This is a genomic window from Streptomyces sp. NPDC026377 (genome assembly GCF_055567715.1).
The window spans coordinates 83655-98192 of record NZ_JBVHPV010000015.1 but is presented as its reverse complement, the minus strand read 5'-3'; the positions used below and the strand labels follow the sequence as shown (position 1 = coordinate 98192).

Annotated in this window: 8 protein-coding genes; 4 read left to right on the top strand and 4 right to left on the bottom strand. The window is 71.4% G+C overall.

Translation table 11 applies throughout. The features are described from left to right. Positions 1-34: 34 nt before the first annotated feature. From ACZ4MU_RS27080 to ACZ4MU_RS27070, 3 genes are all read right to left on the bottom strand, one after another. Positions 35-4351 carry a polymorphic toxin type 17 domain-containing protein gene (locus ACZ4MU_RS27080; RefSeq protein WP_467881536.1) on the bottom strand — a complete coding sequence of 1439 codons (4317 nt, stop codon included), beginning with the start codon at positions 4349-4351 and terminating at the stop codon, positions 35-37. After that, positions 4348-4761: a hypothetical protein gene (locus tag ACZ4MU_RS27075; RefSeq protein ID WP_467881534.1), complete on the bottom strand. Its 414-nt coding sequence runs from the start codon at positions 4759-4761 to the stop codon at positions 4348-4350. Before ACZ4MU_RS27075 ends, ACZ4MU_RS27080 begins: the two co-directional genes overlap by 4 nt. A 152-nt stretch (positions 4762-4913) precedes the next feature. Beyond that, positions 4914-6425 (bottom strand): FAD-binding oxidoreductase, encoded by a 1512-nt coding sequence (locus ACZ4MU_RS27070; RefSeq protein ID WP_467881532.1) that lies wholly within the window; start codon positions 6423-6425, stop codon positions 4914-4916. 326 nt (positions 6426-6751) lie between these two features. Between ACZ4MU_RS27070 and pdxR the strand changes: the two genes are divergently transcribed. From pdxR to ACZ4MU_RS27050, 4 genes are all read left to right on the top strand, one after another. After that, a complete protein-coding gene (gene pdxR, locus ACZ4MU_RS27065; RefSeq protein ID WP_467881531.1) occupies positions 6752-8182 on the top strand; it encodes a MocR-like pyridoxine biosynthesis transcription factor PdxR in 1431 nt (476 codons plus the stop codon). Between the two features lie 88 nt (positions 8183-8270). Further along, positions 8271-10175, top strand: a complete 1905-nt coding sequence (locus tag ACZ4MU_RS27060) for an alpha/beta fold hydrolase (protein ID WP_467881529.1) — start codon at positions 8271-8273, stop codon at positions 10173-10175. Positions 10176-10460: 285 nt separating this feature from the next. Next, positions 10461-11003, top strand: a complete 543-nt coding sequence (locus tag ACZ4MU_RS27055) for a SigE family RNA polymerase sigma factor (RefSeq protein ID WP_467881528.1) — start codon at positions 10461-10463, stop codon at positions 11001-11003. Between the two features lie 140 nt (positions 11004-11143). Further along, positions 11144-12397: a hypothetical protein gene (locus ACZ4MU_RS27050; protein ID WP_467881527.1), complete on the top strand. Its 1254-nt coding sequence runs from the start codon at positions 11144-11146 to the stop codon at positions 12395-12397. A gap of 346 nt (positions 12398-12743) precedes the next feature. Here ACZ4MU_RS27050 and ACZ4MU_RS27045 read toward each other — a convergent pair whose 3' ends face one another. Next, a complete protein-coding gene (locus ACZ4MU_RS27045; protein ID WP_467881526.1) occupies positions 12744-14441 on the bottom strand; it encodes a bifunctional 3'-5' exonuclease/DNA polymerase in 1698 nt (565 codons plus the stop codon). Positions 14442-14538 lie beyond the last annotated feature (97 nt).

Genomic DNA, 14538 nt, shown 5'->3' with positions numbered 1-14538 from the left:
TCCTGCTGTCCGGGCGCCTGCGCCGTCCACTGTCTCATTTGTGTGTGATCTCCCCGTCGAGGGATACGTTCAGATGGCTGCCGTCCCGGCTCAGCCAGCCGAGCTGAGCCTTGCCCTTCTTGCTCAGCTGCACGTCCCACTCGAACGGCTGGCCCGCCGTGCGCGACGGTCCCTTGATCCACTCATTACCGAAGCGGTCGATGTAGCCCTTGCGTGTCCCCCGCGGCAGGCCCGAGTTCACGTTGACGTCCTGCGACGGTACGAACCGGATGCGCCCGGAGGTCGGCAGCTGGGCTTCCTTGATGAGCCCCTTCACTCCGGTCCGCGGCTTCTGCGTCGGCACCGGCTCGTCACACGTCTTCAGCCCCAGCGGGTCGATCATCGACAGCGGCGTGTCGACGTACCCGTGGTGGTTGGGCGCCGGGTCGAGGCCGAGGGGGTCCGCCGACAGATAGCGGGCGGTCTCCGGGTCGTAGTAGCGGAAGTAGTTGTAGTACAGGCCGGTTTCGGGGTCGGCGTACTGGCCGGGGAAGCGCAGGGGGCAGTCGGCCGAACCCTCGGCCGGAGCCGTGGCATGGCGGGCACCCCACAACACGTGGTGGTGCTGCCACGCCAGCTCGCCGTCGACACCGACCAGTTCCGTCGGGGTGCCCGCCGTGTCGGTGATGACCGCGTGGAAGCGGACCGTGCGGTCGGCGGTGGTGTCCTCGGCCAGCGACGACAGGAGGGAGACGCCGCCGGTACGGACGAGGGGGCGGTGGCCGGTCTGGGTCAGCGGGGTGTGCGTGCCCGGGGCGTAGTCCCAGGCGGTGACCCGGCCGTCGGGGGCGGTCTGCTCGGCGAGGCGGGTGTCGTCCCAGGTGAAGCCGGTGCGCTCGGCCTCGGTGCCGTCGTCGAGCAGCCGGTACTTGGCTATTCGGCGGCCCATCGGGTCGTACGCGTACTGCCAGCGCTCACCCTCGGGGGTCACCGCTTCGGTGAGGCGGTCCTCGGCGCTCCAGCTGTAGGTCCAGCTCTGGCGCTTGCCGTTGAGGAGCTTGCGTGTGCGCCGGACCAGCCGCCCCTGGGCGTCGTGCTGGTACCTGGTGTTCCCCGACCGGCGGATCAGGGTCCCCTCGAACTCGCGCGCGTCGGCCGTCCCGTCGGGCTCGGTGGTGCTCGTTGCTCCGGTGGCGGGCGCGGCGGCCCGGGTCAGATTGCCGGAGCTGTCATACGCGTACGTCTCGGTCCAGCCGTGCGCCCGGACCTCCATGACGCGGCCGACCGGGTTGGTGAGGAACTGCCTCGTCCCCGAGGACAGATCGCGGATCTCGGTCAGGAAGCCGTCCGCACGGTAGGCGTAGGTGCGGTGCTGGAGGAGGCGGTCCGCCTGGTCGGAGCGGCCGGTGGAGGACAGGGAGGTGAGGGACTGGGAGGCCAGTCGGCCCCCGGCGTCCCAGGCCTGGTGCAGGGTGACCCCGTCGCCGAAGCGGCGCGAGGTCTCGCGGCCCGCCGCGTCGTACGCGAAGGTCAGCGTGCCCGCGTCCGAGGACAGTTCGACCGGGCGGCCGGTCGGGCTGTACGACCAGCGCGAGAGAAGGCCGGACGGGGTGGTCCGGCCGACGAGCCGCTCGCACGCGTCGTACTCGTACGTCGTGGTGCGCCCGTTCACCGTCTCGGCCGTCACCCGGCCGAGAGCGTCGCGCGCGAGGACGAGCTCCGCGTCGGCGTTGACCGCGCGGACCAGATGGCCTGCCGCGTCATAGGTGTACGTCGTCACAGCGTCCGCGCCGGAGCGCTGTTCGGTGATGCGGCCGAGCGGGTCCCGGGTGAAGTGCAGGGCCTCGCCCGCACCGTTGGTGCGCGAGACCAGCTCGCCCGCCGCGTTGTAGCTGTAGGTGAGGGTGCGGCCGTTGAAGTCGGTCTCGGCGGTAGGGCGGCCGGTCTCGTCGTAGGTGTAGCTCCAGGTCAGGCCCTGGGCGTTGGTGACGCCCGTGAGCCTGCGCTCGGTGTCGTGGGTGAAGGTGTAGGTGGTGCCGTCGGGAGTGGTGCGGGTGGCCGGGACGTCGAAGTGACCTGCCGTGTGGCGGGTGGTGTGGCCGGCCTGGTCGGTGTGGGTGAGCGGATTGCCCTCGGAGTCCCAGGTCCAGGACTCCGTGGTGCCGTCGGGGTGCTCGCGGCGGGCCGGTTTGCCCTCGGTGGTCCAGGTGGTGCGCGTGGTGTGGCCCAGGGGGTCGGTGACCTCGACCGGGCGGCCGAAGGCGTCGCGGCGGATGGTCGTGGTGTGGCCGAGTTCATCGGTGACCGCGACGGGGATGCCCGCCGCGTTCGGGGTGACCCTGCGCACGCCGCCGAGGGGATCGGTGACCGAGGTCAGGTGACCCAGCTCGTTGTACACATGGCTGGTCCGCGCGCCGAGCGGGTCGGTGGTGGTGAGGAGGTTGCCCTGTTCGTCGTAGGTGTGGTGCCAGGTGGCTCCGCCCGGTTCGACGACTTCGACGGCCTGGCCCAGCCGGTTGTAGGCGGCGCGGGCCACCGAGCCGTCGGGCAGGGTGAGTCCGGTGAGGTTGCCGTGGTCGTCGTAGGTGTACCGGGTGGTGCGGCCGAGGGGGTCGGTGCTGGCGAGGGGGTTGTCGCCGCGCTCGTCCCACTGGGTGCGGGTGGTGTGGCCGAGGGCGTCCGTCTCCTCGACGACCAGGCCCTCGGTGTTGTAGCGGTGGCTGGAGGTGTGTCCGAGGGAGTCGGTGTAGGTGGTGGTGCGGGCCGTGTCGTCGTAGGTGAGGGTGCCGGAGAGGATGCCGTCGACGCCTTCGGTGCGCACGACACGGCCGCGCTCGTCGTACACGTAGGAGAACCACGTGCCGTTGCGGTCGGTCCAGCGGGTCATCCGGCCCTGGTCGTCGTAGGCGAACGTCAGGGGCTCGCCGCTGGAGTTGATGACCTCGCTGAGGTTGCCCGCGTCGTCGTAGGCGTAGCGCATCACCACGGTGCCCGCGTCCGGCGGGAGCTGGCCGGTGTAGCGGTCGGGGGCCTGCTCCAGCAGACGCAGGGCGGTGATGCGGGGCCCGTGGGAGTCGACGGCGAGGTAGTAGCCGCCGGAGTGGCGGATGCCCTCGGGGACGCCGCCGGCATTGCGCTCGATGTCGATCCGGGCGCCACTGCGATCCTGCCAGGCGTCGATGGGCAGGTGGAAGATGCCGGGGGTCGCGGAGTTCAGCGGGGTGCTGAAGGAGCGGACGACCCCGGTGGCCGGGTCGGTGACCGTCATGACGCCGTCCGGCTTGCCGTCCCACTCCAGTGGCCAGCGCGGTCCCTTGACCGGCAGCACCGGCTCGCCCGGGACGGGCACCGGGTAGACCAGGCGCATGCCGTCCGCGCCCGCGAAGACGACGCCCTCACTGTCGATCTGGACGCATTCGTCGAGGGTCGAGATCCAGGTGGGGCCGAAGCACACCCCGCCCCGGTAGGAGGACAGATGGGTGCGCTCGAAGACGAACGGGAAGGAGGCGGGCAGGCTCAGGTCGGTCTGCGACATCAGCATCGCGCCGGTCGCCACGTCGATCGGCTCGCCCACGCACCGGGTGCGCTCGCAGTTACGGGCCGCGGGACCCAGCTCCACCAGGTCGGGGCGGAGCGAGGGCGGGCGCAGCATGAACGGGGTGGGGTTGGTGAACGCACCCTCGACGCCCGCCTTCAGCACCCCGCTGCCGGCCCCCAGCGCCCCGCCGAAGATCATGCCGTCCTTGGCGGCCTGGTTGATCTCGTCCAGGCTGAAGCCGCTCTGCAGACCGGTGGCGATCTTCAGCGGCTGGGCCACGGCCAGGTCGACGGTGACCGACTCGACGCCGCCGAACGCCGCCGCCACCAGCGTCCCCGCCGCGATCTCCGCGACCGTGGTGGACACCGCGACGCCCAGCGTGGCACCCATTTCGATGATCACATCGGCCGCTGCGACCGCCGCCCCGGACGCCAGGCCCGCGGTGAAGAACGCCAGCGCGATACCACCCGCGATCACCGCCGCGTCGATACCGATCTGCGTCCACAGCTTGGTGATCGCGTCGTCCACCGCGTCCGCGAACTTCTCCAGCCCCTCCGCCATCTTCCGCGAGGACTTCGACAGATCGCTGAGCCAGCCCGCGTCCTTGCCCTTGGCGTACCGCTCCCAGAACGTGGTGAAGGTCTCGATCGCCTCACCCTTGTTGTTGTGGATGAGCGAGGACGCCGTGTTGTTGACGGGCGTGCGCACGTCGTCCACCGCGTCCGCGAAGGTCCGCCACGCCTGCGCCGCGTGCCGCAGCGTGCCGGAGTTCGCGTCCGGCCACCACATCCCCAGCTTGAGCAGGACCTTCTTCGCCTCGTCCTCGATGCTCACTTCGCACCGTCCTGATGCGGCCCCTGCGGCTCCTGCGGCTTCACCTTGGCGAACATCCCGGCGATCAGCTCGTCGTTGTCCACATGCCCGTCCGACATGTCGATCATCGCCTCGTGGATGCTCGTCAGTCCGAGCACCAAGATCCCGGCCCCGCGCTCGATCGCCTTCTGCTGCGGCTCGTAGGCGTCCCCGAACGCCTTGCCCTGCTCGTCATCGCCCCAGGGCTTGCCGAAACCGTCCAGCGCCTTCACCAGATTCGTCAGCGCCGTACTCAGGTTCTTCGCCTGCTCGTGGAACACCGGAGCCGACAGCTTCAGATCAGCCGTCTTGATGTCCAGAACCTTGCCGTCGTCGCCCACCCGGCACCTTCCCCCGTCGATCCGCACCCGCCCCTGCGTCTGCGCGTGCAACCCCTCGACCGTAAGAGCCTCAGGTCAAGGCATCGCAAAGCGCATGTCGTGGATGGGTAACGAAAGGCCAGGCCGGAACCGTTCCGACCTGGCCTCACTCGTTCGGGTGACGTTTTGGTGCGGGTACTTGATGATCAGTCAGGCGTCAGGCGTCAGTCGATGCCCTGCGCGAACGAGAACACCCCGTACGGGTCGTATTTGGACTTGATGTACGACAGCCGGTCGTAGTTCGCGCCGTAGTACGCGTTGCGCCAGTCCGTCAGCGCCGGGTCGATGAAGTTCTGGTAGGACTCGCCCCGCGAGATCGGGTCGACCGCGGTGAAGCCGTTGTCGACGAAGCGCTGCCCCGAGGCGAGCTGGTCGCCCGAGAGGATGCCGTAGGCGAACGTGTAGTACGACATCAGCAGGGTGCTGTCGCGGTGGACGTACGCCGTCGAGCTCCGCGAGACCTTGTTGGCGGCGCCGCCCAGCGCCATGATCTCGAACTTGTGGAAGTGACCGGCCGTGCGCTCGGTGTCGAAGACGCCGACCAGCCGCGCCCACTCGGTCTCCGAAGGAGATCTGCTCAGCAGCCGGCCGCGGCCCAGGACGTGGCCGAACGGGGCGAGCTTGCCGTTCGCCGGGTCCCAGGTGTTGTTGTGGCACTGCTGCTGCGAATACGAGCCGCAGCCGAAGATCTTCATCATCGCGGACTTGTAGGTGTCGGTATAGACGTTCTGCTGGATCGGGGCCGCGCCGGTCAGGGCGATCAGCCGGGCGATCTCGGTGTCGAACTCCGCGCGCGTGCCGATCGAGGTGACCAGGAGCGTCACCAGAGGGGCGTTGCCCGCCGCCGAGTCGAACAGGTCGATGTTCGAGCGGCTGCCGAACGTGGTGGGCGCGGTCTCCAGCCACTGGGTGAGGCCGTGCATCGCGCCGACCGCGTGGTCGTAGCTGAACAGCAGCTCGGCCACGTTCAGGTTCGGGACGGCGGTCGGGGTGACCGTGTACTGGGTGACGATCCCGAAGTTGCCGCCGCCGCCACCGCGGATCGCCCAGTACAGGTCCGGGTTGGAGGTTGGGGACGCGGTGACCTGACGGCCGCTGGCGAGGACGACCCTGGCCGCGGTCACCTTGTCGGCGCCGAGCCCGGAATTGCGGGTGAGCAGGCCGACGCCGCCGCCCTGGAGGAAGCCGCCGACCGACACGGTCGGGAACATGCCGCCGGGTATCGCCAGGCCGCTCGCGCCGAGCCCGTTGACGACGTCGACCAGCTGAGTACCGCCGCCGATGGTCGCCGTGCCGGAGCCGGCGTTCACCGCGTTCAGCCGGGAGACGTCGATGACCAGGCCGGTGGTGGTGGAGTAGCCGCCGCCGCTGTGGCCGCCGCTTCGGGCCGTCACCGGGATGTCGTTGTACTGGGCGAAGATCAGGCTGGTCGTCACGTCGTCGGCGTTCGCCGCGTACACGACGGCCTGCGGATTGGTGAGGCTGTACTGGCCGTACTCGACGGTCTTGGCCGCCGTGTACGAGGCGTCGGACGGCAGCACGAGCGTGCCCGTCAGACGCGCGCGCAGCCGGTCCCACTGGCCGGCGGTCGTGGCGGTGGCGGTGGTGAACCCCGACAGCGACACGGCCGCTGCCCCTGCGCCCGCCATCCCGATGAACGACCTGCGTGTGATCATGCCTTGCTCTCCCCTGTGATCCTCATCGATCTCCTGAGCCTGCGGTCGCTCCGGGACCATCCGGGGTCCTTCGATCCCCCGCGGACCTCCCCCCGTGATCCCCCGCGTCCGAGGGATCGGAATCCTGCCACGTATCGCGCGCAACGGGTGGGGCAGTTGGCCAGTACGGCGCGGCCTCGACCCATGCTCAAGTCCCACTGGAGCAGGGCATGTTCGAGGTTCGCTCCTCCCGCAGTGCCGTTCAAGTGTGGACCCCGCCGCGGACTTCAAAGACGAGCGCGCCGCCTAGGCTGAGCTGTCGGCGACCACTACGGAGCGGGTGTTTCATGGCGGACTCTTGGGTCAATTACGCGGGGCGGATCGGGGCCGACCTCCATGTGGAACTGGCCGGATCCGGCAGTCGGCGGGCCGCCCTCACGCGCGCGTTGCGCTCGGCCGTCCAGGAGGGGCGGCTCGCGCCCGGGACCCGGCTGCCGCCGTACCGCTCGCTCGCCGCCGACCTCGGGCTCGCGCGCAACACCGTCGCCCAGGCGTACGCCGAGCTCGTCGCCGAGGGCTGGCTGACCGCACGCCAGGGCTCCGGCACGCGCGTCGCGCCGCGCGCCGAGCCTGTACGGTCCGCCCGCGCGGCCGCGAAGACGCAGCCGCGGGCCGCCGCTCCGGCACACAACCTGATGCAGGGGCAGCCGGACGCCGGATCGTTTCCGCGCGGCGCCTGGCTGTCCTCGGCCCGCCGTGCGCTCAACGCGGCCCCCAACGAGGCCTTCGGACCGGGCGACCCGCAGGGCCGTATCGAGCTGCGCCGGGCTCTCGCCGACTACCTCGCGCGCGTACGTGGAGTGCGCACCACGCCCGACCGCATCGTGGTCTGTTCCGGCTTCGCCCACGCCCTGCGGCTCCTCTTCGGCGGCCAGGTGCTGCGCGGCCCGCTGGCCGTGGAGTCGTACGGGCTCGCCTTCCACCGCTCCCTCCTAACCGAGGCGGGCGTACGGACCGTGCCGATCGGGCTCGACGAGCAGGGCGCGCGCGTGGCGGAGCTGACCCGGCACCTGGAGCTCAAGGGCGTACGGGCCACACTGCTCACTCCCGCCCACCAGTTCCCGACCGGCGGACCGCTGCACCCCGAGCGACGCGCGGCCGCCGTGGACTGGGCACGCGCGCGGGGCCGGGTGCTCCTGGAGGACGACTACGACGGCGAGTTCCGTTACGACCGCGAGCCCGTCGGGGCGGTGCAGGGGCTCGATCCCGAGCGGGTGGTCTACCTCGGCTCGGTCAGCAAGAGCCTGTCTCCCGCGGTGCGGCTGGGCTGGATGGTGCTGCCCGAGCAACTCGTCGAGCCGGTGCTCGCGGCGAAGGGTCTCCGTGAGGCATGGGTGAGCGTCCCGGACCAGCTGACCCTCGCGGACCTGATCGAGAGCGGCGCGTACGACCGGCATGTGCGGCGGATGCGGCAGCGCTACCGGGTCCGCCGGGACCAGCTCCTCGCCGCCCTCGACGAGCACGCCCCGCACATCACGGCGGCCGGGATCGCGGCCGGGCTGCACGCGGTACTGAGACTCCCGCCGGGCACCGAAGGGGCCGCTCTCAGGGCTGCGGGCCGGCAGGGGATCGCCCTGGACGGACTCGCCGGATACCGTCATCCGGACGCGACGATGCCCGCCCAGGACGGTCTGGTGGTCGGCTACGCGACTCCGCCCGACCACGCCTATCAGGCGGCGCTGGACGCGCTGTGCAGGGCGCTGCCGCCCGCGCCGTGATCTCGGCCCGGGCATTGTCGGACCCTGACTTTAGGCTGGGAGCCACGGAGATCGGCGGGGGAGCGCGGGGAGCGGGGGAACGACGCACATGACGGAATTGACGGACTCGACGGAGCTGGCGGATGGGGCGGGACTGGTGGGTCCGAAGGGTGGGAATGAGGTGCGGGTCCTGGCGGAAGTGACGGATCTCGTCGGGGAGTTCGACGGAGAGCGGATCAGCTGTGCGGTGGCGGAGCCGGACGGAGTGATCCCTTCCGTCACGGTCGTCCTGCTGCACGGCGCCGGGGCCGGCGACAAGGCGCGGCTCGCGGAGCTGGGCGTGGACTTCCGCTCCCGTGGCCACCGCGTTCTCGCCCTCGACTTCTCCGGACATGGCGCCTCCAGCGGTGAACTCGTCGAGCTGAGCCTGGAGCGCCGCTTCCGACAGGCGCGGGCGGCGATCGACGCCTTTGTCCCGCCCGGCCAGAGCCTGGTCCTGACCGGCTTCAGCATGAGCGGCCAGACCGTCGCCGACCTGGTCGCGCACTACGGCTCCAGGGTCGCGGGAATCGGCTTGTGCGCGCCCGGCGTGTACGCGGACGCGGCCTGGTCCGAACCGTTCGGGGCCGAGCCCGGAGCGCCGGGCACACCGCCGGACGCGCCCGTCTCCCGCTTCACGGAAATCCTCCGTACGCCCGACAGCTGGCGCGGCTCGCGTGCCCTGGAGGTTTTCCGGGCACTGCGCACCCGGGTGGTCCTGGCCGTGCCCGAAGTGGACGAAATAATTCCGCACGCCGTGACCGAGGCCGTGACCGAGGCGCTGGCCGCCGGAAACGAGTCCCGCTTCACCCGCTTGGTGTTCGAGGGCGCGCACCATCGCCTCGGGGTCTGGTTCAAGGAGCACCCGGCCGAGCGCGGACGGTTCGTGGACGCGGTCCTGGACGACCTGGGTGCGGACGGATGGGAGTTGACCCGCCGATGGGTGGACGAGTCCCTCCCCGAGGGCGAACACGTACGGGACGCGGCGGCCCTTCGGGGCGGCTGGACTTCGCAGATGCGCGTGGTGCGTACGGAGGAGACGGGAACCAGGAGTGACAGCCGCATACGTAAGGGGGCCGGAGTCGGCGTCCGTGCGGAGGCTGGTGACGACGTACGTACCGAGGATGGCGACGGCATACGTGCCAAGAGCGGCGACGGCGTGCGGAGGGAGTTGGTCCTGCGGTCCTTCGCCAGGCCCTTCTACCGGCGGCACGCGGCCGGCCTCCTCGCGCGCGAGGCTGCGGTGCTCGGGCTGCTGGCCGGGACGGACGTGCCCGCACCCGTTCTCGTGGCGGCCGACCCGCAGGGGAAGCACTGCGACCATCCGTCACTGCTGATGACTCGCCTGGAGGGTGCGGTCCGGCTCGACGAGGAGGATCTGGAGCGACGGATCGCGCTGCTCGCGCGGCAGTTGCTGGAGATTCACCGCATCCGAGTGCCGCAGAGCTTGCGGCCCAGGGAGTACGAGCCGTGGACCTCCGCCGAAGGTGTGCGTGTCCCCGAGAACACTTCGCGGCCAGACCTCTGGGGCCGGGCGACCGACGCCATACGGCAGTCACCGCCTGCGTATGAGGGGAGCTTCCTGCACCGGGACTTCCACCCTGGGAACGTGCTGTTCAGCGGTGCGGGCGATGAATTGCGGGTCAGCGGGGTCGTGGACTGGGTGGAGACGTCGTGGGGTCCGGCCGCGCTCGATGTGGCGCACTGCTCGACGGCGCTGGCGCTGCTGCACGGGGACGGGGCCGCGCGGGAGTTCGTGGCGCGGTACACCGCCGAGGGCGGACGGCTGGGCGGCGGGCTGCTGTACTGGCAGCTCCTGGACGCGCTGGCCTACGCGCCGGACGCCGAGAAGGTCGCGGGCCCGTGGCGGGAGTCGGGGCGTACGGATCTGACGCCCGAGCTGCTGGCCGGGCGACTGGAGGGGTACATCGCGTCCCTGCTCGACGCGAAGGCGGAAGAAGTCGGAGCGGCTTGAGAGACCGCAGCCGCACCTGCCGCCGTGGTTGCGGTTGCGGTTGGGATCGCGGTTGCGGTTGTTGGGCGTCTGGGCGGCGGCGCGTTCCTGAGCGCACACCGGCGCAAGAACAGGTACGGGCATCGGCACGGCATCGGCCGCGAGGTCCACATGCGGCGAACGGATCAGGCATACGCGGAGGCGGCGCGGACCGGTACGGAAGCCGGGTGAAACATTCTTCGGCCCCTGGCGCGTCAATGAGGTGTAGGGGAGGTCAAGGGGTCGGGGGAGAGCATGAGAAGGCCGGTGCTGCAGAAGCAGCCGAGACAACGGCGCCAGGCGCGCCAAGCACACACGGATGAGTTCCTTGAATTCGCGTCCGGCCGCACGGCCCACCTTTTCCGTGCCGCGTGCCTGCTGACCAGCGGAGACACGCATCTCGCCGAGGACTTGGTGCAGGAGACGCTGGGGCGGATGTACGCCATGTGGGGACGGATGTCCCGGATCGACAACCCTGCGGGATACGCGCAGACGATCCTTGTGCGCACGTTCCTCACCCACCGGCGAAGGCGGTCGGCGGACGAACGACCACTCGGGGAACTGCCCGACCGCGCCGTGACCACGGGCGGCGACCCGGCCCTGCGACTCGCCCTGCTCGACGCACTCGCCCGGCTCGCTCCCAAGGACCGCGCGGTCGTGGTCCTGAGGTACTGGGAGGACCGCAGCGTGGAAGAGACGGCGGACGTGATGCGGGTCAGCTCGGCAGCGGTCCGCACCCGCTCGGTGCGCGCGCTGGCCAAGCTGCGCGAGCACCTGGGCAGCAGTCTGGCGGAGCTCGCCGCGCTCTGACAGCAGGCACCCATGACTACGCAGGCAGCAAGGCAGCAAGGCAGCAAGGCGCCCCCGGGCAATGCGCACGCATCCAGAACTGAGAACCACGAACCACAAAGCACAGCCACTGACCACGAAGCGAGGAGTGGGGTTCCACCATGCCTTTTGAAGACCAGCTCGGTGACGCGATGCGCAGCACCGGTGACGGCTTCGTCCCGCAGGACAGCCGTGCGCTGCTCGACGGCGCATTGATCAGCGGTCGCCGTCGGGTGGCCCGACGCCGGGTCGCCACGGTGACCGGCAGTGTGGTGGCGCTGGCCGCGGTGGGGCTCGGCGGCGCCTGGGCGACCGGAGCGGTCGGTGGCTCCTCCGGTGACAACGGCGGCTCCGGTGGCTCAGGTCATGGCACGTCGGCGTCGGTGGCGGCGCCGCCCAGGTCGACGCTCCCGGACCGGGTGTCAGTCAGCGCGGAACAGATGGTCAAGAACCTCATCGCCCTGCTCCCGCAGGGGAAGACGAGCGGTGAACAGGGCCGGGGCTCGGGCGGCGAGGATGACAAGGTCTCGATGCCAACCGCCTCCGTCGTCTTCGACGACGGCAAGGGCAAGGGGGCGATCAGCATCGCGCTGAGCACCATCGATCCGGCGGGCCAGAGTGCCGCCGAGTATGTGACCTGCCCGTCGAAGGCGGTCACGGACTATGACCACTGCACGGCCGAAGCGCTGCCCGACGGCTCGCGGTTCATGCTCTTCCAGGGGTACGAGTACCCGGACCACCGGGAGGAGACGAAGAACTGGCGGGCCACCCTGGTCACCCCGAAGGGCGTGCTGATCGACGCGAGCGAGTACAACGCCCCTGCCGAGAAGGATGCGAAGACCACCCGGGTCGACCCGCCACTGACGGGGGGGCAGATGAAGGCGCTGGTCACTGCCGAGGTGTGGAAGACGACCATGGCAGGCGCGAAGGTGCCGCGCAGTGAACCGGTGCCGCGGGGTGAGCCGAGCGGCGCCTCGATGCAGCGGGAGCTGGTCGCCTCTCTGCCGAAGACACTCAAGGTCGTCGACCAGGGGAACCAGGGTGGATACGCGTTCGCGGTCGTGGACGACGGCAAGGGCAGAAGCCTGGTCGGCATCAACGTCCAGCCCGGAATGCGAGACGTGCCGCTTCAGGGCTCGGTGTCGACGCTCCCCAACGGCACTCGCGTCGGCGAGGAGCAGCGCCCGGGAGAGAAGGGTGGCGCGGGCGTGGTGTGGTGGACGGTCGACACGATCCGCAGCAACGATCTGCGCGTGGTGATCAGCGCGTTCAACACGGGCAACCAGCACGACCCGGCGACGCGCGCCACGCCCGCGCTGACGATGTCCCAACTGAAGGCGATAGCCCTGGACCCGAAGTGGGACACGCTGCGCTAGCCCCGCTGCGCCGGGGGCACGGCGTATGGCGTCCCGGCGGGCCGCGAAGCCGAGCACGCCGGGCGGGTTCGTGCCCCTCGCCGGGCCCGGGCCGCCGCCCTCCGGGCCCCAACCCCAGCGCAGGGGAGGCTCCGCCCCAGCCACGGGTGAGGAACCACTCCGGCGTGAGGCATCGGTGAGCACCGCCCCGGCGTGAGGCGCCGCCCCAACACGGGCGGGGCACCGGTGAGCACCGGCCCAGTACCGTTGGGCCCCAGTGAGCCTCCGCCCCAGCGCCGCTTCCCGTTAACACCGTTGCCCCCGGCCGGCAGGGAACCGGCCAGGCACTGGCGACGGCCAGGGCGCCTCACTTCGCCTCCGAGTACCGCTCCACCACCGCCGTCGTGAACGGGAACCTCACCGGGGTCTCCCCGAAGGCGATCCGGCCGGCCAGCGCACCGGCCGTGCGGATGGCTTCGACCACCTGGGGCGCCTCGGCCTCGGGGCAGTGCACGACGACCTCGTCGTGCTGGAAGAAGACCAGCTCGGCGCGCATCCCGGCGGTGGCGAGCTCCTGGCGCAGGGCGGCGAGCAGCAGCAGGGCCCAGTCGGCGGCGCTGCCCTGGACGACGAAGTTGCGGGTGAAGCGGCCCCGGGCGCGGGCGTTGGTGGACGCGTAACCCGGGGTGAACTCCGCGTCGGGGGAGGGGAGGTCGCCACCGCCCTCCTGGGGGAGTCCCGCCTCGCCGTCGTCGTCCGCTCCGGCGGCGGGCGGGCTGGTGCGGCCGAGCCAGGTCCGTACGAGACGTCCCTCCTCGCCCGCCTTCGCGGCATCGTCCACGTAGGCCACGGCTCGGGGGAAGCGGCGGCGCAGGGCGGCGAGGTTCTTGAGGCCGTCGCCGGACGTCTGACCGTAGATCGCGCCGAGCAGCGCCAGCTTGGCGTGGTCGCGGTCGCCGGAGAAGGCGCGGTCGGACAGGGCGGTGTAGAGGTCGCCGTCGTGCCCGGCCACCTCCATCAGCCCCGGGTCACGGGAGATCGCGGCGAGCACGCGGGGTTCCATCTGGTCGGCGTCGGCGACGACCAGGCGCCAGCCCTCGTCGGCCACGACCGCCTGCCGGATGACCTTGGGGATCTGGAGGGCGCCCCCGCCGTTGGTGGTCCAGCGGCCACTGACGGTGCCGCCCGGGGTGTACTCGGGGCGGAAGCGGCCGTCGCGCACCCAGTCGTGCAGCCAGCTCCAGCCGTGGGCGGTCCAGATCCGGTACAGCTTCTTGTACGCGACCAGCGGGGCCACGGCCGGGTGGTCGATCTCCTCCAGGGCCCAGCGGCGGGTGGAGGTGAGCCGGATGCCCGCTTCGGCGAACGCCTTGATGACGTCGGCGGGCAGGTCGGGACGGACCCGGCGGCCGAAGGCGGCCGACACCTGGTCCGCGAGTTCGGCGAGGCGGCGGGGCTCGCCGCCGCCCGCGTACCGCTCGCCGAGGAGGTCGTGGAGCAGGGCGCGGTGGACGTCGGCGCGCCAGGGCACGCCCGCGCGGTGCATCTCGGCGGCCACCAGCGTCCCGGCAGACTCGGAGGCGGTGAGCAGCCGCATCCGGCCGGGGTGCTCGGCCCTCTCGTGCCGCCGCTGCTGCTCCGCGTAGACCTCGACCAGGGCTTCGAGGGGGAGGGCGGTGCCGCTCGGGGGCTCGAAGAGGGAGGACTGGCGGCTCGGCTCGGCGGCGCGGGCGGGCGGGTCCGCGGGGACGGGAAGGTGGTGCAGCCGAGCCCAGGCCGCAGCCGCCGAGCGGGGTTCGCCGAGGCGGCCCTCGTGGCCGAGGAGGAGCAGTTCGGCGGCCTCGACGTCGTAGCACCGGTCCACGCGGACGCCGGCGGCGAGCAGGCGCGGGTAGACGTCGGCGGTCGAGCGCCATACCCAGCGCCCCACGTCCGGGCGGGAACGGACGGCCTCGGCCAGGTCGGGCTCGTGCGCCACGGGCCCCTCGGGCAGCCCGTCCCGCCCGAGGGCGACGAGCCGCGCGCCGCCGTCCTCGGTGGGGTCCAGCGCCCACTTGTCGTTCACGAGTGCGAGTGTGGCACCGGCTACTGACATCGGCGTCCGGTGGCGCGACGGGCGCGGCGCCGCCGCAGAGGCCGGGGGACCGGTTCGTGGATGTGTT